Source organism: Martelella lutilitoris, from assembly GCF_016598595.1.
Classification (GTDB): Bacteria; Pseudomonadota; Alphaproteobacteria; order Rhizobiales; family Rhizobiaceae; genus Martelella; species Martelella lutilitoris_A.
Map to the genome: position 1 here is coordinate 194726 of NZ_CP066786.1, position 20434 is coordinate 215159.

18 protein-coding genes are annotated in these 20434 nt (G+C 63.5%); 7 read left to right on the plus strand and 11 right to left on the minus strand.

From position 1 onward, the window contains the following. The first annotated feature begins 48 nt into the window (after positions 1 to 48). Positions 49 to 1263: an META domain-containing protein gene (locus JET14_RS00950; protein WP_200336401.1), complete on the plus strand. Its 1215-nt coding sequence runs from the start codon at positions 49 to 51 to the stop codon at positions 1261 to 1263. Positions 1264 to 1269: 6 nt separating this feature from the next. On the opposite strand, the gene JET14_RS00955 is transcribed toward JET14_RS00950, so the two are convergent. The 8 genes from JET14_RS00955 to JET14_RS00990 all read right to left on the minus strand — a co-directional run bounded on the left by JET14_RS00955 (position 1270) and on the right by JET14_RS00990 (position 10725). Beyond that, the gene (locus JET14_RS00955; protein ID WP_200336402.1) at positions 1270 to 2370 is read right to left on the minus strand and encodes a calcium:proton antiporter; all 1101 of its coding nucleotides are present in this window, start codon (positions 2368 to 2370) and stop codon (positions 1270 to 1272) included. Positions 2371 to 2425: 55 nt separating this feature from the next. Further along, positions 2426 to 3913: a TolC family protein gene (locus tag JET14_RS00960; protein WP_246750443.1), complete on the minus strand. Its 1488-nt coding sequence runs from the start codon at positions 3911 to 3913 to the stop codon at positions 2426 to 2428. Then, entirely contained in the window at positions 3910 to 5730 is a 1821-nt protein-coding gene (locus tag JET14_RS00965; RefSeq protein ID WP_200336403.1) for an FUSC family protein, read from the minus strand. Before JET14_RS00965 ends, JET14_RS00960 begins: the two co-directional genes overlap by 4 nt. Further along, positions 5714 to 6748, minus strand: coding sequence for a multidrug transporter subunit MdtN (mdtN, locus tag JET14_RS00970; protein WP_200336404.1), 1035 nt, complete (start codon positions 6746 to 6748; stop codon positions 5714 to 5716). Before mdtN ends, JET14_RS00965 begins: the two co-directional genes overlap by 17 nt. Before the next feature lie 3 nt (positions 6749 to 6751). After that, complete coding sequence (locus JET14_RS00975) at positions 6752 to 6964, minus strand: YtcA family lipoprotein (protein WP_051423990.1); 213 nt, start codon at positions 6962 to 6964, stop codon at positions 6752 to 6754. Positions 6965 to 7146: 182 nt separating this feature from the next. Beyond that, on the minus strand, positions 7147 to 7974 hold the full coding sequence (locus tag JET14_RS00980) for a hypothetical protein (RefSeq protein WP_200336405.1): 828 nt from the start codon (positions 7972 to 7974) through the stop codon (positions 7147 to 7149). A 9-nt stretch (positions 7975 to 7983) separates the two neighbouring features. After that, positions 7984 to 9429, minus strand: a complete 1446-nt coding sequence (locus tag JET14_RS00985) for a metal-dependent hydrolase family protein (RefSeq protein WP_200336406.1) — start codon at positions 9427 to 9429, stop codon at positions 7984 to 7986. A gap of 120 nt (positions 9430 to 9549) precedes the next feature. Further along, entirely contained in the window at positions 9550 to 10725 is a 1176-nt protein-coding gene (locus JET14_RS00990; RefSeq protein ID WP_200336407.1) for an alpha/beta hydrolase, read from the minus strand. A 205-nt stretch (positions 10726 to 10930) separates the two neighbouring features. Here JET14_RS00990 and JET14_RS00995 point away from each other — a divergent pair, with 205 nt between their 5' ends. Further along, positions 10931 to 12325 carry a glutamate decarboxylase gene (locus tag JET14_RS00995; protein ID WP_200336408.1) on the plus strand — a complete coding sequence of 465 codons (1395 nt, stop codon included), beginning with the start codon at positions 10931 to 10933 and terminating at the stop codon, positions 12323 to 12325. A 306-nt stretch (positions 12326 to 12631) separates the two neighbouring features. Here JET14_RS00995 and JET14_RS01000 read toward each other — a convergent pair whose 3' ends face one another. The 3 genes from JET14_RS01000 to JET14_RS01010 all read right to left on the minus strand — a co-directional run bounded on the left by JET14_RS01000 (position 12632) and on the right by JET14_RS01010 (position 15025). After that, a complete protein-coding gene (locus tag JET14_RS01000; protein ID WP_200336409.1) occupies positions 12632 to 13543 on the minus strand; it encodes a rhodanese-related sulfurtransferase in 912 nt (303 codons plus the stop codon). Positions 13544 to 13623: 80 nt separating this feature from the next. Continuing rightward, on the minus strand, positions 13624 to 14547 hold the full coding sequence (locus JET14_RS01005) for a CHAD domain-containing protein (protein ID WP_200336410.1): 924 nt from the start codon (positions 14545 to 14547) through the stop codon (positions 13624 to 13626). Between the two features lies 1 nt (position 14548). Then, positions 14549 to 15025, minus strand: coding sequence for a CYTH domain-containing protein (locus JET14_RS01010; RefSeq protein WP_200336411.1), 477 nt, complete (start codon positions 15023 to 15025; stop codon positions 14549 to 14551). 203 nt (positions 15026 to 15228) lie between these two features. Here JET14_RS01010 and JET14_RS01015 point away from each other — a divergent pair, with 203 nt between their 5' ends. The 5 genes from JET14_RS01015 to dnaK all read left to right on the plus strand — a co-directional run bounded on the left by JET14_RS01015 (position 15229) and on the right by dnaK (position 20351). After that, positions 15229 to 15873 carry a 2-dehydro-3-deoxy-phosphogluconate aldolase gene (locus JET14_RS01015; RefSeq protein WP_200336412.1) on the plus strand — a complete coding sequence of 215 codons (645 nt, stop codon included), beginning with the start codon at positions 15229 to 15231 and terminating at the stop codon, positions 15871 to 15873. Between the two features lie 95 nt (positions 15874 to 15968). Then, positions 15969 to 16658: a GNAT family N-acetyltransferase gene (locus tag JET14_RS01020; protein ID WP_200336413.1), complete on the plus strand. Its 690-nt coding sequence runs from the start codon at positions 15969 to 15971 to the stop codon at positions 16656 to 16658. Beyond that, positions 16655 to 16864, plus strand: a complete 210-nt coding sequence (locus JET14_RS01025; RefSeq protein WP_200336414.1) for a hypothetical protein — start codon at positions 16655 to 16657, stop codon at positions 16862 to 16864. Before JET14_RS01020 ends, JET14_RS01025 begins: the two co-directional genes overlap by 4 nt. Positions 16865 to 16894: 30 nt before the next feature. Further along, a complete protein-coding gene (locus JET14_RS01030; RefSeq protein WP_200336415.1) occupies positions 16895 to 18007 on the plus strand; it encodes an adenosylhomocysteinase in 1113 nt (370 codons plus the stop codon). Between the two features lie 418 nt (positions 18008 to 18425). Next, positions 18426 to 20351 (plus strand): molecular chaperone DnaK, encoded by a 1926-nt coding sequence (dnaK, locus tag JET14_RS01035; RefSeq protein ID WP_200336416.1) that lies wholly within the window; start codon positions 18426 to 18428, stop codon positions 20349 to 20351. The last annotated feature ends 83 nt before the right edge of the window (positions 20352 to 20434 follow it).

The window sequence follows — 20434 nt, forward strand, 5'->3', positions numbered from 1 at the left end:
GTGACGCGGTTAGGCTTGGGCCAAAATCGTCAGAAACCGGAGGTCACCATGTCGAAAACCCTGATCGCTCTCATTGCCGCGCTGGCATCATCGTCTGCTCTCGCCCAGGAGACGCGGACGGTCTCGGGCGAGGCGACCTACCGTGAACGCATGGCATTGCCGGATGATGCCGAACTGATCGTCTTCCTGACGGGCTTTCAGGGCAACGAACTTGGCGGCATGAGCGAAGCGGCGGATGGGCGGCAGGTGCCGTTGCCGTTTTCGTTTTCCGTGCCCGGCGGGTTCAAGGGCGAACTCACCGCAGCAATCATGATCGATGACGCGCTTCGCTTCGTCAGCGATCCGGTGGAGGTCGCGGCGGGAACGGCGGATGTCGATATCGGCACCATCTGGCTCTCGGGCTTCACGCCCTCCGGTTTCCAGTCCACCTGGGCTTGTGGCGATGACCGCTTCACCATCGGATTCCGCGACAATCTGGCCGTTATCGAGACGGAGGAGAGGATTTTCGAGCTTCCCCAGGCGATCTCGGCCGATGGCGCGCGGTTTGCGAGCGAGGACGGTCGGAACGAGTTCTGGGGCAAGGGCGACAAGGCGACGCTGACGCTTGACGGCGTGACCTTGCCAGAGTGCGAGATGGTTGAGGATGACAACAGCTGGACGGCGCAGGGCAACGAGCCCGGCTGGCGCGCGGTTATGGCGAATGGGCGTTTCCGCCTCGATCTCAACTACGGAGACGACCGGCTTGATCTGCGCCTTCCCGAAGCGGAAATCTCGGAAGGCGCCTATCATTACGACTTCGCTGCCTTCGGTCTGTCCTTCGCCCTCAGCGATCGGCTGTGCCGCGACGACATGAGCGGACGGCTTTTCCCGCAGGAGGTCGAGCTGGAAACGGCAACGGGCGTTCTCAAAGGCTGCGGCGGCGACACGATGTCGCTTCTTGCCGGGCCGGAATGGACCGTTTCTGAGATTGGCCCGGAGAGCGTCAGCGACAGCGGCGAGGTGACGATTTCGGTCAGCGCCGACGGCCGGATTTCAGGCTCCGCCGGCTGCAACCGCTTTATGGGCGCGGTGAAGCTTGGCGGCGAGGGCGGTCTTGAGATCGGTCCGCTGGCCGCGACCAACATGGCGTGCGAGGAACCCTTGATGGCGCTGGAACGCGATTTCTTCCGGGCGATCGACGTGGTCAATGGTTTCAATATCGCCGAAAACGGCGACCTTCTCCTGACGGCCGATGGCGAAACCGTGATCCGCGCCGCGCGCTGACCGGCGTCAGGGCACCAGCGTCAGGAGCACGAAGACGGCGAAGATCACCAGATGGACCGCGCCCTGCAAAACGGTGGTGCGGCCCGTTCCGAGCGTGATCGTGCTGACGAACAGCGTCAGAATGAGCATCACCATCTGCTCCGGTTCGAGCCCGAGCGTCATCTGTCTGCCGAGCGCGATCGAAATCAGCGCCACGATCGGGATCGACAGGCCGATGCTGGCGAGCGCCGAGCCGAGCACCAGGTTGATGCTCTGCTGGATCCTGTTCTTGAACGCCGCCTGCACCGAGGAGATGCCCTCCGGCAACAGCACCAGCGCCGCGATCATCACGCCGACAAGCGTCTGCGGCAGCCCGGCCGCCGCTATGCCCCGGTCAAGCGGCGCAGACAGCATTTCGGCGAGCAGGATGACCATCAGCAGTGAAAAGGGCAGCATCACGGCGCTTGTCGCCGTCATCCGCCTTGACGGCGCATGGTGGTCCGGAAAGAAGTCGCCCTCCTCGTCATCCGTCTCCTCGGTGAAATAGTTGCGGTGGCGCACCGTCTGGACGAACAGGAACACGCCGTAGAGCACCAGGCAGCAGATACTGACGACGAGAAGCTGGGCCCAGGAATATTGCCGCGCCGGGCCCGAGATCGCAAAGTTCGGCAGCACGAAGGCAAGCGTCGACAATGTGCCGAGCACGGCGAGGGCGGCGGTGGCGGCGGCAAGCTTGAAGCTCTGTTCGTGGTAGATTCGCCCGCCGGCCACGAGACAGAGCCCGATAATGCCGTTCAGCACGATCATCACGGCGGAAAACACCGTGTCGCGCGCCACGGCATCGGTGCCTTCTGCGCCCGACAGCATGATCGAGACGATCAGCGCCACCTCGATCAGCGTCACGCAGCCGGCAAGAATGATCGAGCCCATCGGCTCTCCCACCTTGGCGCCGAGAATTTCGGCATGTAGCACCGAGGCGAAGACCGAGCCGCCGAGCAGCAGGACCGCCGGCACCAGGAAGACCACCGATGTGTCATGCAACAGGCCGACGATCTCGAGCGCAACGACGACCGCCGCCAGAAACGGCAGCAGCACGCTCCATCTTGGTATCGAACGCGGACTGTGCATGCTCTCTCCTGAAAACGAAACGTCGAATGGCGTTGCGATGATTGCAGCGAAACTCTTAGCGGGGAACGGCGGCCGATGTCGAGGTGCCGAGCACGAAGGCAAGATTGGCGGCGGCGGTGAAGGCGGCCTCGCGCGCATCGCTTTCGGCAAGCCGCGCCTCGAGCAGGCCGGTCTGGGCGGTCGCCAGCGCAGAGATCGTGCCGACGCCGTTCCGATAGGCCTCAAGCGCCGAATCATAGGTCTTGTAGGCGGCCTGGCGGAGTTTGACCGACGAGGCATTGGCCTGAAGCGCCGTCGTCAGCGCATTCGAGGCGACCACGATCTCGCGGGCGGCGGCGTCCTTCAACTGCTCGAAATTGCGCTTTGCGGCCTCGACCCGGCTTTCGGCCTGTTTCAGATTGGCGTCGCGCATGCCGGCATCATAGAGCGGAATGGTGGCGCCGATCATGACGTTGCCGTTGAGCCCGTTATTGTCGATGGTCGGCAGGCCACCCGCCGTCACGCCGGTCTCGTATGATGAGAGCGTGCCGAATACGCCGATTTTCGGCATGAAGTCGGATTTCGCCTTTTTCACGCCCTCCCGGCTTGCCTCGAGCGTCGCATAGCCCGCCAGAATGTCGGGCCGGTTGGAGAGTGCAATCTCGATCATGGTGTCGACCGGCGCCCGGGAAGAAGACGGCAGGCCGCGTCCGGCGGTGTCCTGAACGGTGAGCTTCGACATCGGCGAGATGCCGAGCGCGCCGAGAAGCGCCTGGTAGCTGTCCTGCTCGCCGCCCTTTGCCTGCACAAGCCCCAGTTCCGCCTGGGCGACGATCTGTTTGGCCTGGGCCTCGTCGACGGAAGTGGCAAGGCCGCGTTCGCGCCGGGCCCGCACGGCATCGAAAACCGTGCGGCTGTTTGCAAGCGCCTGGCTTGCCGCCCGCCGATGGGCGCGCGCGGCGTTGTAGTCGTGATAGGCGCCGGTGACGGCGAAAACCAGCTTCTGGTGCATGGCGTTGAACTGGTAGTTCGACGCCAGGGACATCTGCTTTGCCGCCTCCACGACGGCGCTGCGGCCGCCGAAATCAAGCGCCAGCCATTGCAGCGCCATGAACGGCACCACGCCCTGGATATTGCTGTCGAAATAGGCCGAGCCGCCGATCGGGATCGGCAGCTCGGCTGCGTTCCGGTTGGTGCCGGCAATCACATTGGCGGTGATCACCGGCAGGTAGGTGGCCTCCGCCATGCCGACAGCAAGCGCCGCCTGTCGTGCCTCTTCCCACGCCGCCCGCGTGCCCGGATTGGTGCGCTGGGCAAGGTCGATCAGTTCCGGCAGCGTATAGGTTTTCTGCGTGTCGACGACAGGCTTCGAGAGCGCCAGTTCCGTGCCGCCTTCGGCCGCGGTCTTCAGGTCGTCCGCATTGGTGTTTTCCGCCGTCGGCTGCCAGGGCTGCTCCGGCGAGGGCGGGGCGAGCGACAGGGAATCGGCTGCACAGCCGCCAAGAGCGGCGAGGATGATCACGGCCATGATCCGGGCCATGCCGGAAAGGAGGTTTCGCGTCACGTCGTTTCTCCCGGTTGGGCGATGTTCGAAAAGTCCGCCGGTTCGGCGGGGCTTGTGATCGGGTCCGGTTCGGGAACGGGCGGCGGATCGGGCCGGAAATAAAGGGCAAGCGAAAGGTCATTCAGCGCTCGCGCCCTTGCGGCATAGTCGCCGCGCGCCTCAAGCGACGGGCGCATATGGCGCGGCTCGTAAGACGCCATTTCCACCGCATTGCGGATCACGCCGATGTCGCTCTGCACCGAGGCGACCAGCGCGGTCGAGGCGCGGCGGGTTGCAAAGTCAAGGCCGGCGAGCGCCTTCAGCTTCGCTGTGGCAAGACCGACGCGTCGTCTCACCTCGTCGCCGACGCTGACCGGCCAGATATTGGTGAAGATCACGTAGACGACGGCATTGCCGAGCAGGATGCCGATGATGCGATCGCCCGCCGCGCTGAGATCCGTGCTCGGTCCGAACCCCTGCAGCACGGTCAGCAAAAAGGCGAGCGCGATCTGCACGCCGCCATAGGAGATCCGCTCATTGCCGGTCGAAACCCAGGCGGCGAGCGAGACGATGGCAAAAACCAGAAAGGCAAGCCCGCCAACCGATTCAAGCTGCGGAATGACAAAGAGGATCGCGACAAGACCGAAAAACGCGCCGATAAGACAGCCGGTGATGCGCAGCACCAGCTTGTGCACCGTGTCTCCCGTGGTGCCGAGTGCCGCGACGTAACAGGTGATCATCGCCGTATGGATGCCCTGCCAGTCTATGGCGGTGTAGATGAAGAAACAGGTGACGGCGGCCAGCGTCGTCTTCAGCGCGAACTGCAGGTGGACGGGGTTGGAGAAGATGTCCGGCGAGACAGCCGGATCGTCGACCGGCGCTCCCTTTTCCAAAGGCGCCATATGGCTGAGATCGTCCAGCGCGCGCGCGATGTTCGCAAAGACGGGGATGGCTTCAAACCGGTCCGCGCTGAAATCAGGCAGGTCCTTCTTCTGGAGAACGGCCTCGGCCATTTCACGGCAGATGTCGGCGAGTTCTTCTCGGCTGTTGCCTTCCGCATCCGCCGGCATGGCCGAGACGGCAAGCAGAAGCCGGTAGCTGTGCGCCTGGCCGCGCTCGAGAAAATCATAGGCCCTGCCATAGACGAGGTTCAGGAGTTTTGTCAGCAACAGTCGCTTGTCGGATTCGGCCATCCCCTCGCCGAGCGCGTCCATGAAGGCGAGGTCGTCTGCGCTTTCGGGCCGTTCCAGGCGGCTGGCCGCAAGCTCCAGCCGTTCGGCGACCGTCTGGCGCAGGAGTTTTTGCGGGGAAATGCCGAAGAGAAGGTTGTAAACCGCCATCACGGCCATCGGCACGAACACCATGGCCCAGGCATAGAGCACGGCGCGGGTAGCGATCTCGCCGAGGGGGATATTGCCCAGCAAGGTCAGCACGAAGGCGATCACCAGCGCGACGATGCCCGCCTGTTCGCCTGCCTTGGTGGCCGAGTCGAGATAGAGAAAGACAAAGGAAGCCAGCACGATGGCCGCGATCTGGGCGGGCGGATGGTCGATCGTCAGGTTGATGATGCCGATCAAAAGCACGACCACGAGGGAGACGGCGACGATGATGCCGATGCCGGTGACGACGTTTTCCGCCGCATTGGCGCGCATCAGGAAGATCACCAGATAGCAGCCGATGGCCGCTTCCGGGAAATGATACATCATCGAAATGACGGTCGAGATGGCGCAGATGGCGCCGATCGAAAGCGAAAGGCGCAAGCGGCCGGGAAACGGCCTCAGGTCATCGAAGAGCCGGTGCGATTTTCGCCTCAGCGCGCTTTCAGCAATCGTCGCCATGGCGAACCACTGTCGAGGCGGATGCGCCGATGCGCATCAGGTTTTCCGGCGGGTCGATCAGTTCGATGCGCACCGGGAAGCGCTGCGCGATCTGCACCCAGTCGAGTTCCTTCGGCACATAGGGTAGCGCGCTCGGCAGCTCGATCATGCTTTCGGTGGCGACGCCCCAGCCGATGCCCTGGACCCGTCCCTTGATCTCGACGGAACGGTCGGCCATCACATAGACGGAGGCGCAGGCGCCCGCGGGCAGGTTCTTCAGTTCCGCCTCGCGGTAGAGCGCTGTCGCGAACCACTGGCCGGTATTGACGAGGGTGAAGAGCGGCGCGCCGGAAACGACGAACTGGCCGCTCGAGAACTTCAGCCCGACCACCCTTCCGTCATGCGGCGAAAAGATCTTCGTATTGGCGAGGTTGTGCTTGGCGAGGTCGAGCGCAGCGCGGCGGGCCTCGATCACCGCAAGCGTCTCCTCCGGCGTGGAGATCAGCGCGTCGGCGGCCTTGGATTGCTGCAGGGCCTGTTCAAGGGAAACCTCCGCGTCGCGCTTTGCCGTGCGCGCGTCCTGCACCTGCTGGTCGGTGACATAGCCCTTGGGCTGCAGCGGCAACAGGCGCTCCAGCGTTTCGTTGGCCAGTTCCAGATTGGCGCGCGCGCGTTCGATCTGCTGGACGGCGATCTGGGCGTTGGCGGTCTCGGCGGCGATGCTGCGCTGCTGACTATCGTAGAGGGCCTCCGCCGCCTTCAGTTCTGCTTCCGCCTGGGCCACCAGAAGACGGTAGGAGTCATCTTCCAGCGTGAAGAGAAGGTCGCCCTTCTTCACCGCCTCGTTTTCCGACACATGGATCTCGGCGATCCGGCCCGGCACGGTGGCCGATATCTGCGTGATCGGCGCGGTCAGCGTCGCGTCCTGCGACAGGATGTTCGCGTCCATCCGCGTCATATGCGTCCATCCGAGATAGAGGGTCGCGCCGATGACGATGACCGGGATGAGGGCGACAAGCTTGGCCTTGGTGCTCAACATGGTTTAGCGCCCGAACAGAAGGATTGACGAGGCAAGACCGATGGCGATCGCCAGGAACAGGTAGACCACGACCCGAAGCGGCATCACCGCATCGATGCCGGCCTTGATGAAGATCAGCCGAATGATGACGGAGCCGAAAATGCCGATCAGCGAACAGGCGATCCAGGAGGGGAAATAGGCCCCGAAGAAGGGAATGACCGGACCGCGTTCGCTCATGCCGCAGGACGCGAGCAGCAATGGCCCAAACAGAACAAAACCCGCTTTACGCAACACACGCACGCCCCGCACTTGACCCTCTTTGTTTGTCGTTTTCCATCCCGGCTTCGGCGGGCAGTGTCCCTTACAGCGACAGCCGGTGTCAACCAAGACCGGCTGTCAGGCTTAACAGCCGTCCCGGATCAGAACCGGAAAGTCAGTCCGAGCGTCGGTCCCTGCATATCGACGTCGAGCAGATGTCCGTCCCGGGCATAATCGACGGAAAGGTATTTGTAGCCGAGCGACACGGCCGTGGCAGAGGACACGTCGTACGTGACCGCGCCCATGGCCTGCCAGGTGAGATCCGAACCCCAGGAGGAGCCTCCGACGTCGGCCTGGCCGACAAACCCCAATCCTTTGCCGAAATCATATTCCAGGCGCGCGCCGACGGCCGGATCCACCCAGCCGAAATCGCTCTTTGCCCGGTAGGCATTGGGCGTGCCGGGGATGGCGGCCGAAACATCGGCCCATGCCCTGAAGACGCGGACGCCGGCAAGCGCGTCGAGGGCGAGGCGTTCCGTGTCGGCCAGGCGGTAGGTGCCGAACAGCGCGGCATTGAAGAGCTTGGTGTCGAGGTTGACGTTGACGCCCGGCACTGGGCCGAAGCCCGGAAGCGTGACCGGGCCGGTGGCGTGGTCTTCGCGGGTGTCGACATACATCACGTCCGCATAGGCGCCGAACCTGCCGTTTGTCGCATGGAAATTGACGAAGCCGGCAAGGTTGAGCTCCTCCAGGATTTCGGAAAAGCTGCGCTCGACCCTGACGGTCGGCGCGCTGCTGAAAGGCGAGACCTTACCGGAAAGGCCCGCCCCCCAGATGTAGGGCGTCAGTTCAAACGACCAGCCGTTGGCAAGCGCGGGTATCGCCGGCTGCGGGGCCGGGGGCGCGACCGGGTCGGCCGCGAATGTCTTGCCGGTAAGGCCGGCTGCCGCCGCGGCTGCGAGAAGGAGAGTTACGGCAGGTGCGCGCATGCTGTGCTCCTAGGCAAGCGTGTTCTTGAAGAAGCGGCCGTCCTTCATGATGACCGCCATGTTGTCGGGATCGGCGATCAGCGAAATATCCTCGAGCGGATTGCCGTCGATCAGCAGCATGTCGGCAAAGGCGCCGGCCTCGATCACGCCGATCCGCCCGCGATAGGGATTGCGCTCGCCGGAGAGCTGCAGGAGTTCGCCGGTCCGGCTGGTGGCCATTTTCAGCACCTTCGCGGGGGAGAACCACTCGGCGAGCTTGGCGAGCTGACGCCCCTGCGAACTCGTCTTGGCCGGATTGAACAGGATATCCGTGCCCCAGACCATCCGCTCGATGTTGAACCTCTCGGCCCATTCGAAGCAACGCACCGTGCCCTCGGCGATGTTGCGCTGGTCCTGGCGTTGCTGTTCTGTGCCCTGCGGGTTGGAATCCTCGTCGGCGAGGAAGGGCTGGATGCTCCACCACGTTCCCGTGTCGATGATCATGCGCACGGTCTCCTCGTCGGCGAGCTGGCCGTGCTCGATGCAGGCGACGCCGTTTTCGATCGAACGCCTGATGCCTTCGGCGGTGTAGACATGGGCGCAGACATAGGTGCCCCAGTCCCTGGTCGCCTGAACAGCGGCGCGGATTTCCTCCGGCGTGAACTGCAGGCTCGGGATAGGGTCGTATTGCGAGGACACGCCGCCGCCGGTCATGATCTTGATCTGGCTGGCGCCGAGCATCAGTTGCTCGCGCACCCGGTTCAGGACCTGCGGCACGCCGTTGGCGATCGAGGAAATGCCGGCCTCCTCCGCATGGCTGAGATTGGTCTGGTCGGAGGCGGGTATCTCATAGGGCAAGCGGAAATCGCCGTGCCCGGAGGTCTGGGTGATCATCGCGCCGGCCGGGTAGATGCGCGGGCCGATGGCCTTGCCGCCGTCGATCGCGCGTTTGAGCGCAAAGGCGGGGCCGCCGACATCGCGCACTGTCGTGAAGCCGCGCATCAGCGTCTTTTCCGATTCGGCGGCCGCCACCAGGTGGACGTAGGGCACCTGGGCGGTCATTGCCGTCTGCATCGGGATGGCGCAGAGCAGCGAATGCCAATGCGCGTCGATCAGCCCCGGCATCAGCACGCGGTTGCCGCAATCGACGATATCGGCGTCTGCGACATCTTCCGCGAGAGGAACGAGGGCCTTGATCCGGCCGCCGCTGACAAGCACGTTCCTGCCTTCGATGAGTGCGTCGGAAAGGCCGTCGAAGATGCGCACATTGGTCAGAAGGACGGAACGATCATTCGCCTCGGCAAGCGACGGCATGGAGGCAAGCGCGCCGGCGGCAATCGTTGCGGCCGCCCCCTTCAGCACAGAGCGCCGGCTGAAGCCGTCCATCAGGCGTCGGTTGAGGCGGGCAAATTCCGGCGTGTGGCACGGACAGCCCGCGCCGTGGACGAGGTGCTGGTATCTTGAGCCTGCGCGCATCATATCCTCCTTTCGCTCGCGGTCATCGTCCCAACCCTTAAAGGTCATGGCCGCGTTTGCAAGGAACGGTTCCGTGAGATTTGCCCGTTCTTTCGGCCGGAAACGGGCTTTTGCGACCGGCTATTGCCCGGCGGCGCCCCGGGTCTCGGCGGTCGCGGCTGGGTTGGCCGTGCGGCCCACGGCATCGAGGAAGCGGGCGCCGGGACGCCTTGCCATGCTGCCGAGTTCGGTATCCTCGTCGAGCTCGGGATAGATCGCCGCAAGGGCGGCATAGCGGCTGTGGTTGAGCGCATCGCGCGACGAAACCGAGGAAATGTCGACGAGCGCGACATTCTTCCTCTCGGCCATCTCCAGCACCTCCGGATCGGTAATGTCGAGCTGGCCGGCGCGCTGGCGGTTGCCCTGGATGAAGCGGGAAAAGCCGAGCGCGCGGTCGTCGCCGGAGACCATCACCAGAAGTGGCGGATCAAGCGGGCCGATCACGTCCACCTGTGCGGCGAACACGTCCTCGTCGATATCGGGAGCGGCGAGGATGACATTGAGCTTGCCGAGCGCCCTGCGGTTGTCCTCCAGGCTCAGCTGCCTGAGCGCTTCCATGGTCAGCCAGCCGCCCATGCTGTGGCCGAAAAGCATGACCGAGCGCACGCTGGAAAGCGCCGTGACCTGGTCGAGCACATCGGTCAGCCCGTCGCGGGAGAAGGTGGCGGATTCCTTGTCGGTCGCGTAGTCGAGAAGGCGCGCCTGCGACGGCCAGGAAAACAGGATCGGCACGCCCGAGACATTGGTGTCCGCTGCAAGCTGGGCCATGCGGAACAGCCCCTCCTGGAAGGAGACGTTGAAGCCGTGCACGAAGACGCCGGCAACGCCATTGCCTGTTGCGCGCGCAGCCCTTCCGATGCGCGCGTCAAAGGCCGCCTTTGACAGCGCGGTGTGCTTGAGAACCGTGAAATGCTCCTCGGGCCTGGCCTTGCGCGAATAGGGCCATTCGATTTCACCGGGATCGTGGCCGGGCGGGATCGAGATCACGAACTCGGCATAGCTCAGGTCGTCCTCGCGTTCCGGAGTGAAGCCGTCAATCGGCTCTTCGGCCCGTTCGCGCGTGGTCGCCACATAGACGGTGACGGTGCGCGCGCCCTCCACGGTCGCCGGATGCGGATAGATGACCTCGGGTCCGGGGCGCTGCCCGCAGGCGGAAACCAGAAGAACGAGCAGAAGGCCGAAGGCAAGGCCAAGCGGGAAGAACCGCTTGCGCGGCGCGCGCGCATCGTCTGCAGGATGGGTAAGCGTGATCTGCATGATCCGAATATTCTCGCCCCGGGTCTGCGCGGGCTGTCGCCCTGTTGAATGATCTCTACGGGCGGGCGAATCGGAAATCAAGTGCAGGAGGGCTTTCTGCCGGCGCCTCTTCACGAAAGTTTGCGCTTACGCAGCTTGCCTTGACCGTCCGAGAACGAGCCGATACTTGTTTGACAAGGACCTGCGACAAAGGGAGATGAAGTCGATGGCGGAAGAACGCGAACAGGACGGTCTGTTTGATCCCAATGACGAGACCTACGGCGCTGCCGATCTTTCGGCGATCCTGCCAAAGTCCGGCTTTCCCGAGAAGGAGCGCGCGCCGCGTCTTGCCTATGCGGCGATCCATGACGAACTCCTGCTTGACGGCAATGCCCGGCAAAATCTCGCGACCTTCTGCCAGACATGGGAGGAGCCCGAGATCCACAAGCTGATGGATGACTGCATCGACAAGAACATGATCGACAAGGACGAGTATCCGCAGACGGCCGAGATCGAGGCGCGCTGCGTGCGGATGCTGGGCGATCTCTGGCATGCGCCGGAAGGCCCGGTCACCGGGACGTCGACCACCGGCTCGTCCGAAGCTGCCATGCTCGGCGGACTTGCGATGAAACGCCGCTGGGAGGCGAGGCGCAAGGCAGAGGGCAAGCCGACCGACAAGCCCAACCTGATCACCGGCCCGGTACAGATCTGCTGGCACAAGTTCACCCGTTACTGGGATGTCGAGCATCGCGAGATCCCGATGGAAAACGGCCGCCTGCTGATGACGCCGGAAGAGGTGCTGAAGCTCTGCGACGAAAACACGATCGGCGTCGTGCCGACGCTCGGCGTCACCTATACGGGCGAATACGAGCCGGTGAAGGCGGTTTCCGATGCGCTGGATGATCTTCAGGCGCGCACGGGACTCGATATCCCGATCCATGTGGACGGGGCGAGCGGCGGTTTTCTTGCGCCCTTCTGCGCGCCGGAACTGGAATGGGACTTCCGCCTGCCGCGGGTCAAGTCGATCAATGCGTCGGGTCACAAGTTCGGCCTCTCTCCGCTCGGCGTCGGCTGGGTGCTGTGGCGCGAGGACAAGGACCTGCCCGAGGAAATGGTCTTCTGGGTCAATTATCTGGGCGGCAACATGCGCGACATCGCGCTCAATTTCTCCCGCCCCGGCGGCCAGGTGATCTGCCAGTACTACAATTTCCTGCGGCTTGGCCGTCAGGGTTATCGCAAGGTGCACGAGGCCTGCTACCGCAGCGCCGCCTTTCTGGCGGAGGAGCTGGAGAAGACCGGCCTCGTCGATATCGTCTTCGACGGCGACATGAAGAAGGGCATTCCGGCCGTCTCGTGGAAGCTCAAGGACGGCCTTAAAACCAATTACACCCTGTTTGATCTCGCCGACCGGCTGCGCACGCGCGGCTGGCAGGTGCCGGCCTATACGCTGCCCGCCAATTGCGAGGATCAGGCGATCCAGCGGATACTGGTGCGGAACGGCGTGTCGATCGACCTCTGCTCGCTGCTGATCGAGGATATAAAGGCGGCGGTTGCCTATTTCAGGGCGCACCCGATCACCAAGCCGCTGACCGAGGACGAGGCCTCCGGCTTCCACCATTGATGATTTGGCGGGTTCGGTCATTCTGGACGCCACGTTCGGGACGCCTTCAGGCTGCTGACACATGCCTGCCCCACTCTCCGCCGTCATGCTCGGGCTTGTCCCGAGCATCTAAACACGTATCAACGCGATAGACGTTTCAGATGGAGCGGAGCGATAAATCAGCCTGTTGAAAAACAGGAGCTCTGCTCGTAGGGCAAAGTGGTTAGATCCTCGGCACAAGGCCGAGGATGACGTCCGTAAAAGGGAGAGGTTTTTCGTCGAGGGGGCGTCCGGGGCGCCGTTTCTTCTCTCTCGGGAAGAAACGCTTTACGCCCCCAGATGCCGCTCGCCGCGCGCCTTGGCCAGCGCGATCTGGTGCTGGCGCTCGCGGAAGCGGGCGCGGTCGGCGTCGGAATAGGTCTCGGCGCAGTGCGGGCAGGAGACGCCTTCCTCGTAATCGGCGGAGCGCTTGTCTTCCGGGGTGACCGGATGGCGGCAGGCGTGGCAGAGTTCGTGCTCGCCTTCCTTCAAGCCATGGGTGACGGAAACGCGCTCGTCGAAGACGAAGCAGGCGCCGTCCCACAGGCTTTCGGTCTCGGGCACGTCCTCGAGATATTTCAGGATGCCGCCCTTCAGGTGGTAGACCTCCTCGAAGCCCTGCGCCTTCATATAGGCGGTCGCCTTTTCGCAGCGAATGCCGCCGGTGCAGTACATGGCGATCTTCGGCTTGTTGTGCAGGCCCCTGTTTTCCTCCACCCAGCGCGGAAATTCGCGGAAGGTCTTGGTATGCGGGTCGACCGCGCCGCGGAAGATGCCGATCGCCGTCTCATAGTCATTGCGGGTATCGATGACGATGGTGTCGGGGTCTGAAATCAGGTCGTTCCAGTCCTTCGGATCGACATAGGTGCCGACCGTCTTCAACGGATCGATATTCTCGACCCCCATCGTCACGATTTCCTTCTTCAACCGCACCTTGAGGCGGTTGAAGGGCATTTTCGAGGCGTGGCTTTCCTTGTGCTCGAGACCCGCGAATTCGGGGCGCGCGCGGATGAAGGCGAGCACATTGGCAATGCTCTCATGGCTGCCGGCTATCGTGCCGTTGATCCCCTCATGGGCAAGCAGCAGCGTGCCGCGCACGCCGTTTTCCTCACAGCAGGCGAAGAGCGGCGCGCGGAACGCCTGAAAATCGGCAAACCGCGTGAAGTGATAGAGGGCTGCGACCAGATAGGACGCTTGCATGGTCTCTCTCCGCTTTCTTCAATCTCGGGCTATTCACGAATATTGCGCTGGCCAATACACGGATCGGCGGTTTTTGGCAATTATTCGCCGTCATGCGCGCGAACCCGTTTCTTCCACAAGGTCCGGATGATCCGCGCCTCGACATCGGGCTCGTCGCCGAATGTCTTGCGCGCGTTTTTGATCGCCCGTCGGCGCAGTTGCGCGCGGGTCTCAAGAGCCGCATCCTTGCAGGTCGCAAGCGTTCCGGCATCGAGGCCGGGCGCATCGGGGCTGTCCAGAAGCTGCAGCAGCATGCTGAGATCATGTTCGTGGCCAAGCAGATCGGCGAGCGCCTTGGCGTCGTTGCGCTTGGCCTTCAGCGCAGAGGGCCAGGCCGGCGAGAGGAGCGCCGAGAACATCCAGTAGGTCTGGCTCTTCTTGCGCAATTCGTGAAAGTCGTCGTCCCCGCCCTCGGCCTGGACCGTCATCAGCGCGACCTGGGCATTGGCGAGCTCCTTCTTCCAGGCCTTGCCAAGGCGTTTCGCCGCCGCCGACGGGTCCTCACTGAAGTCGGCCTCCTCGATCGCGGCGATCGCGTCGCGGCAGATGTGGATCGCCTCCTTGGCCTTTTTCTTGAGCGCCGCGTCGGAAACGGCGGCGCTGTCGCGGCGTTCGCGCAGCGCCGTTTCCAGCCGGGAAAGCGCCATGTCACGCGTTCCGTCGGGGACAAGGCCGCGCAGATAGGCCGCGCATTCGATCAGCGCGGTCGCATCGCGTCCGCCCGAAAGGCCTGCCGCCATGTCGCGAATGCGCGCATTCTCCTGTCGCGAAAAATCCTTCGCCGCCGGGCGGATCAGCCGCAACAGGCCGCGCACGCGCTTGAACTTCTTGCGGGCGTCGTGGATCGCCTCATCAAGGCCCCGGGGCTGTTTCTTCAGCGCCTTGATGGCGTCCTCGAGCTGCGACACAGCCGCTTTCTTGACGGCCGTGTCAAACGGTTTCTCCGGGTCAAGCGTGAAAGCCATGTCAGCCGTCCTCTTCGGGAATGGTGCCGGTCTCGGCAAGCGCCTGGTTGGTGTAGCGCCCGTCGCCGGTCACCTCGCGGCCGAGCCAGTCGGGAAGATGCGGCCTTGCCGCCTCGTTCGGTAGTTCGACCTCGGCAACGACGAGGCCGGCAAGGTCTTGGTGATAGACATCGATTTCCCACACGAAATCGCCGGCGGGAACGCGGTAGCGCGTCTTGTCGATCACGGTGCCGAGGGCGTAGGCGATCATTTCCAGCGCGTCGTCGAGGGGCACGTCATATTCGAATTCGTCGCGGCTCATCGCGCCGGCACCGAATTTCAGCGTGATGCGGGCGCGCGCGCCATCGAATATCCGGACGCGGGCGGAGCGGTCTGTTGCGCCGAGCAGATAGGCCTGTTTCAGCCGCACGCCCTTTTCCGCGCCGTCCTTCCAGCCGTCGCCATCAACGAGAAACTTCCGTTCGATTTCCCTGGCCATGTCGAGCCCTTTTGATGCCCTTCTCGGGGCGAAGCCGCGTTAATCGAGATCAAACCCCGATGACAGGAATAAGGTCATAACACGGCCACTGTCGCGGGCAATGATTCCAGTCGATTTATAATCCCTTCCGGTCTCGACTTGATGCCTGTGCCGGGGTATTTCAAACGCAGTTCGACAAAAAAGTGCAAAAGGCCAGTGCGACCATGGATGCAAAAACCCAAAACCTCCTCGATGCCCTTACCGCCCAGCCCGTCGTTCCGGTGCTGATCGTGGAATCCGTCGAACATGCCGTCCCGCTGGCGCGGGCGCTTGTCGAGGGCGGGCTGAAGGCGCTGGAGATCACGCTGCGCACCGATGCGGCGCTCGACGTCATCAAGGCCATGTCCGAGGAGATCGAAGGCGCGGTCATCGGCGCCGGCACCATCCTTTCGGCGCGCGACTATGCGGCAGCCGAAAAGGCGGGCGCCAAGTTCATCGTCTCGCCCGGCATCAATGGCGATATTCTGGACGCCGCCGATGACAGCGAAGTGCCGCTTCTTCCCGGCACGGCGACGGCCAGCGAAGTGCTGTCGCTTCGCGAGGAAGGCTACCGCGTGATGAAGTTCTTCCCCGCCGAACAGGCTGGCGGCGCGCCCTACCTCAAGGCGCTTTCCTCCCCGCTCGCCGACATCAAATTCTGCCCGACCGGTGGCGTATCGCTCGCCAATGCGCCGGATTACCTGAAGCTGCCCAATGTCATCTGCGTCGGCGGCTCCTGGGTTGCGCCGAAGGATCTGGTTGCCAGGGGCGACTGGGCTGGCATCAAGAAACTCGCCGAGGATGCCTGCGCGACCCTCGGCAAATACTGATCAAGCAACGGACAAGGCGCCCGGCCGGAAGGCGCGGGCGCTTTTTTTCACATTCGAAGCCTTGCGGTTTTGCCCGCTTCTCGAGGGAGGCCGTCATGTCCGATCTTTCCGGTTTTGTCCCGCGGCTGAGGCCGCAGCCCGTTCATCAGCGCGGCCTTTACGGCACGGTCGAACCTTATGACGAGGGCGAGCACGGCGCGGCGCTCTGGCAGGCGCTTGGCGGTTCCGCAGACGCCGTCAATGTCCTCCTGCGCTTCTTCCCCCAACCCGATTTTTCCGGCCCTGCCGATTTCTATGCGTGGCTCGACCAGCAGAACGCCTCGGGCAACTGGGTGACGCGCGTCTTTCGCAGGGCGGGTGACGGGGCGGTCGTCGGCATGGCGAGCTATATGCGCATCGACGAGGCGAATGGTGCGATCGAGATCGGCTCGGTCGCCCACGGCCCAGCCATGCAACGCTCGCCGATCGCGACAGAGGTGCAGTATCTGATGGCGCGCCACGTTTTCGACGATCTCGGTTACCGGCGTTATGAGTGGAAATGCAACAGCGAGCATGTCGTCAGCCGGGCGGCGGCGGACCGGCTCGGCTTCACCTTCGAGGGCATTTTCCGCAACCACATGGTGGCCAAGGGCAAGAACCGCGATACCGCCTGGTTTTCGATGATCGACAGCGAATGGCCTGCGATCAGGGCCGCTTTCGAGACCTGGCTCGCGCCCGCGAATTTCGATGCGGAGGGCCGCCAAGTGCGGGATCTCAAATCCATCAGGGAGGCAAGCAGACCATGAGCGAGCAGACCAGCCGTTCGACCATCATCGCGGCGGCGATCATCTTCGGCGGACTTCTGATCGGCGGCTATTTTCTGCCGGACATCATCAACTATGTCGCGCTGTTTTCGCCATGGCTTGCGATCGGCGTCGGCATACTGTTCGTTCTGGCTGTCTTTGTCATTTTCTGGCTGAGAGGCCGTTACCAGCGCCGCCATGGACGCTGACCGCAGATTTTCCGGCAGGAGCCTATGACAATGACCGAGATCACACCCGCCTGGGCCAGGGCGCAGATGCCGCGCGTTGTCCGCGCCGTTTCCCACCTGCCGGACATGTCCGGCGTCAGGCTTGCCATGAGCATGCATCTCGACATGAAGATGCTGCCGCTGGTGGAAGGGCTTGCCGGGCGCGGCGCGGCGCTCTTCATCACCACCTGCAATCCGGCGACAGTGCGCAACGAGGTGGTCGACGCGATGCGGGCGGCGGGCGCACGGGTCGATGCCTTCAAGGACATGCCGGAGGACGACTGGCAGCGGGCGATCGAGAATGGTCTCGACTGGGCGCCGACGCATCTCTGCGAGATGGGTTCGGACTATACCCATTTTCTTCTGTCGCGCGGTCTGGAATGGCCCGATGTGAAGGCAGGGCTGGAGGCGACGGGCTCCGGCATCAGCCGGCTTCAGGGCGAGCTTCCGCCCTGGCCGATCTTCAATTGGGACGATCTGCCGGTAAAGGAGGGCCTTCACAATCGCCACATGGTGGGTCTCACCACCTGGAACGCCTTCTTCACCCGCACGCTGTTGAGCCTGCATGAAAAGAATGTGCTGGTCGTCGGCTATGGCTCGGTCGGCCAAGGGCTTGCGGCCAGCGCCCGCGCTTTCGGCGGCACGGTGATGGTGGCCGAGATCGACCCCGCCCGCCTTCTGCAGGCGCGCTATGACGGCTGGCGGACCGGCAGCGTCGCCGAACTCGCGCCCGAGGCCGATGTCATCGTCACGGGCACCGGCGGCCATCACGTCCTGCCCTTCGAGGTCATCGAGCAGCTGAGAGACGGCTGTTTCCTCCTGAATTCCGGCCATCGCATTGACGAGATCGAGCTGTCGCCGCTTCTGGCGCGCCCGAGCGAACAGGCGCTGCCGGCCGTCACCACCCACTGGCTTTCATCCGGCAACCGCGTTCATCTCTTCGTCGGCGGCGCCATGGCCAACCTGACGGGCGGGGAGGGCGACAGCCTCAATGCCTTCGACATGACGCTCGCGGTGATGGCCGAGGGCATCGGCCACATCGTCGGTGAAGGCGAGGCGGCTCGGCAGGGCGTTCATCTCCTGCCGCGCGCCGTCTGGGAGCGCGCCTGCCCCGATCCGGCCTGAAAGCTCTCTGGAAACCGCCGGGCCGGATCTTCGGTCCATGTCCCGGCGTGATAGCGCGTGAGCCGTCTTCGCCGGAATTCGCGCGATGGTTAATCTTCAAGGGGTTGGTATCCGGCGCGGCAGACCGCAAATCCGTCGTGTCTGGCCGTATCCTCTTGAGGTGCGTCGAAGACGGGCGCCATCGCGCCGGTCGAAAGATGGTATGCGGCGACGGAGAATCGAAGCGGAGAGCCGCCAGACAGGCGCGCAAATGCGTTCAGAAGCTTCAAAGAGCGCCTTGCAGAGCCATTTGGCGCTCATTATATAGCGCTCACAACGGCGTTATCGCCGCTAAAATCAAATCAAGACCATAGCTCAAGGGGCCGTCACAGAATGCCTGAAGGGTTCGGATGGCCTGCTTAAAAGGAGACACGCGAAAATGGCTAAAGTAATCGGTATCGACCTCGGAACGACGAATTCCTGCATCGCCATCATGGATGGCAAGGATGCCAAGGTCATCGAAAACGCCGAAGGCGCCCGCACCACCCCTTCCATGGTGGCCTTCACCGACGACGGTGAACGTCTCGTCGGCCAGCCGGCCAAGCGCCAGGCCGTGACCAATCCCACCAATACCCTCTTCGCCGTCAAGCGCCTGATCGGCCGCCGCTACGAAGACCCGACCGTGACCAAGGACAAGGGCCTGGTGCCCTACGGCATCGTCAAGGGCGACAATGGCGACGCCTGGGTCGAGGCTGCCGGCAAGTCCTATTCGCCCTCGCAGATCTCCGCGATGGTCCTGCAGAAGATGAAGGAAACCGCCGAAAGCTATCTCGGCGAAAAGGTCGAGCAGGCCGTCATCACGGTGCCGGCCTACTTCAACGACGCCCAGCGTCAGGCCACCAAGGACGCCGGCAAGATCGCGGGCCTTGAAGTGCTGCGCATCATCAATGAGCCGACGGCTGCCGCTCTCGCCTATGGCCTCGACAAGAACGAAGGCAAGACCATCGCGGTCTACGACCTTGGCGGCGGCACCTTCGACGTCTCGATCCTCGAAATCGGCGACGGCGTCTTCGAAGTGAAGTCGACGAACGGCGATACCTTCCTCGGCGGCGAAGACTTCGACATGCGTCTCGTCGAATATCTCGCCGACGAGTTCAAGAAGGAAAACGGCATCGACCTGCGCGCCGACAAGCTTGCCCTGCAGCGCCTGAAGGAAGCCGCCGAAAAGGCCAAGATCGAGCTGTCGTCGTCCTCGCAGACCGAAATCAACCTGCCCTTCATCACGGCGGACGCGACCGGTCCGAAGCACCTGACGCTGAAACTGACGCGCGCCAAGTTCGAAAGCCTGGTCGACGATCTCGTCAAGCGCACTGTCGGCCCCTGCAAGGCGGCGCTGAAGGATGCCGGCGTTTCTGCAAGCGAGATCGATGAGGTCGTGCTCGTCGGCGGCATGAGCCGCATGCCCAAGGTTCAGGAAACCGTCAAGCAGCTGTTCGGCAAGGACCCGCACAAGGGCGTCAACCCGGATGAAGTCGTGGCCCTTGGCGCTGCCATCCAGGGCGGCGTGCTGCAGGGCGACGTCAAGGATGTTCTGCTGCTCGACGTGACGCCGCTGTCGCTCGGCATCGAAACGCTCGGCGGCGTGTTCACCCGTCTGATCGACCGCAACACCACGATCCCGACGAAGAAGAGCCAGACCTTCTCGACGGCCGAGGACAATCAGTCCGCCGTGACCATCCGGGTCTTCCAGGGCGAGCGTGAAATGGCGGCCGACAACAAGATGCTCGGCCAGTTCGACCTCGTCGGCATTCCGCCGGCCCCGCGCGGCGTGCCGCAGATCGAGGTCACCTTCGACATCGATGCCAACGGCATCGTCAACGTCTCGGCCAAGGATAAGGGCACCGGCAAGGAGCACCAGATCCGCATCCAGGCGTCCGGCGGTCTTTCCGACAGCGACATCGAGCAGATGGTCAAGGATGCCGAAAGCCACGCCGAGGAAGACAAGAAGCGTCGCGCCGCGGTCGAAGCGAAGAACCAGGCCGAAAGCCTGATCCACTCGACCGAGAAGTCGCTCGAGGAGCATGGCGAGAAGGTGTCCGAGGAAGACCGCAACGCCATCAAGACGGCGATCGAGGAGTTGAAGACGGCGGTCGGCGCCGAGGAGCCGGATGGCGATGACATCCAGGCCAAGACGCAGACGCTGATGGAAGTCTCGATGAAGCTCGGCCAGGCCGTCTATGAGGCCCAGCAGGCGGACGAGAACGCGGCTGCCTCCGCGGATGCCGCCAAGGACGCCGAAAGCGACGTGGTTGATGCCGACTTCGAAGATGTCAGCGATGACGACGACAAGAAGAAATCGGCTTGATCTGAGCGTCGCTCCCGATCATTCCTGAAACCAAACATCCGGCCGTCGCTTCGGCGGCCGGAAAACTCTGTTCAAGAGGTTGG

Excerpts from the sequence above, each read along its gene's own strand:
- JET14_RS00950 (WP_200336401.1), top strand. The coding sequence starts at position 49 with ATGTCGAAAACCCTGATCGCTCTCATTGCCGCGCTGGCATCATCGTCT.
- JET14_RS00985 (WP_200336406.1), bottom strand. The coding sequence starts at position 9,429 with ATGCGCGCAGGCTCAAGATACCAGCACCTCGTCCACGGCGCGGGCTGT.
- JET14_RS01025 (WP_200336414.1), top strand. The coding sequence starts at position 16,655 with ATGAGCGAGCAGACCAGCCGTTCGACCATCATCGCGGCGGCGATCATC.
- JET14_RS00975 (WP_051423990.1), bottom strand. The coding sequence starts at position 6,964 with ATGAGCGAACGCGGTCCGGTCATTCCCTTCTTCGGGGCCTATTTCCCC.
- JET14_RS00990 (WP_200336407.1), bottom strand. The coding sequence starts at position 10,725 with ATGCAGATCACGCTTACCCATCCTGCAGACGATGCGCGCGCGCCGCGC.
- JET14_RS01015 (WP_200336412.1), top strand. The coding sequence starts at position 15,229 with ATGGATGCAAAAACCCAAAACCTCCTCGATGCCCTTACCGCCCAGCCC.
- JET14_RS01020 (WP_200336413.1), top strand. The coding sequence starts at position 15,969 with ATGTCCGATCTTTCCGGTTTTGTCCCGCGGCTGAGGCCGCAGCCCGTT.
- JET14_RS01030 (WP_200336415.1), top strand. The coding sequence starts at position 16,895 with ATGACCGAGATCACACCCGCCTGGGCCAGGGCGCAGATGCCGCGCGTT.
- mdtN (WP_200336404.1), bottom strand. The coding sequence starts at position 6,748 with ATGTTGAGCACCAAGGCCAAGCTTGTCGCCCTCATCCCGGTCATCGTC.
- dnaK (WP_200336416.1), top strand. The coding sequence starts at position 18,426 with ATGGCTAAAGTAATCGGTATCGACCTCGGAACGACGAATTCCTGCATC.
- JET14_RS00995 (WP_200336408.1), top strand. The coding sequence starts at position 10,931 with ATGGCGGAAGAACGCGAACAGGACGGTCTGTTTGATCCCAATGACGAG.
- JET14_RS00980 (WP_200336405.1), bottom strand. The coding sequence starts at position 7,974 with ATGCGCGCACCTGCCGTAACTCTCCTTCTCGCAGCCGCGGCGGCAGCC.
- JET14_RS00955 (WP_200336402.1), bottom strand. The coding sequence starts at position 2,370 with ATGCACAGTCCGCGTTCGATACCAAGATGGAGCGTGCTGCTGCCGTTT.
- JET14_RS01010 (WP_200336411.1), bottom strand. The coding sequence starts at position 15,025 with ATGGCCAGGGAAATCGAACGGAAGTTTCTCGTTGATGGCGACGGCTGG.
- JET14_RS01005 (WP_200336410.1), bottom strand. The coding sequence starts at position 14,547 with ATGGCTTTCACGCTTGACCCGGAGAAACCGTTTGACACGGCCGTCAAG.
- JET14_RS00965 (WP_200336403.1), bottom strand. The coding sequence starts at position 5,730 with ATGGCGACGATTGCTGAAAGCGCGCTGAGGCGAAAATCGCACCGGCTC.
- JET14_RS01000 (WP_200336409.1), bottom strand. The coding sequence starts at position 13,543 with ATGCAAGCGTCCTATCTGGTCGCAGCCCTCTATCACTTCACGCGGTTT.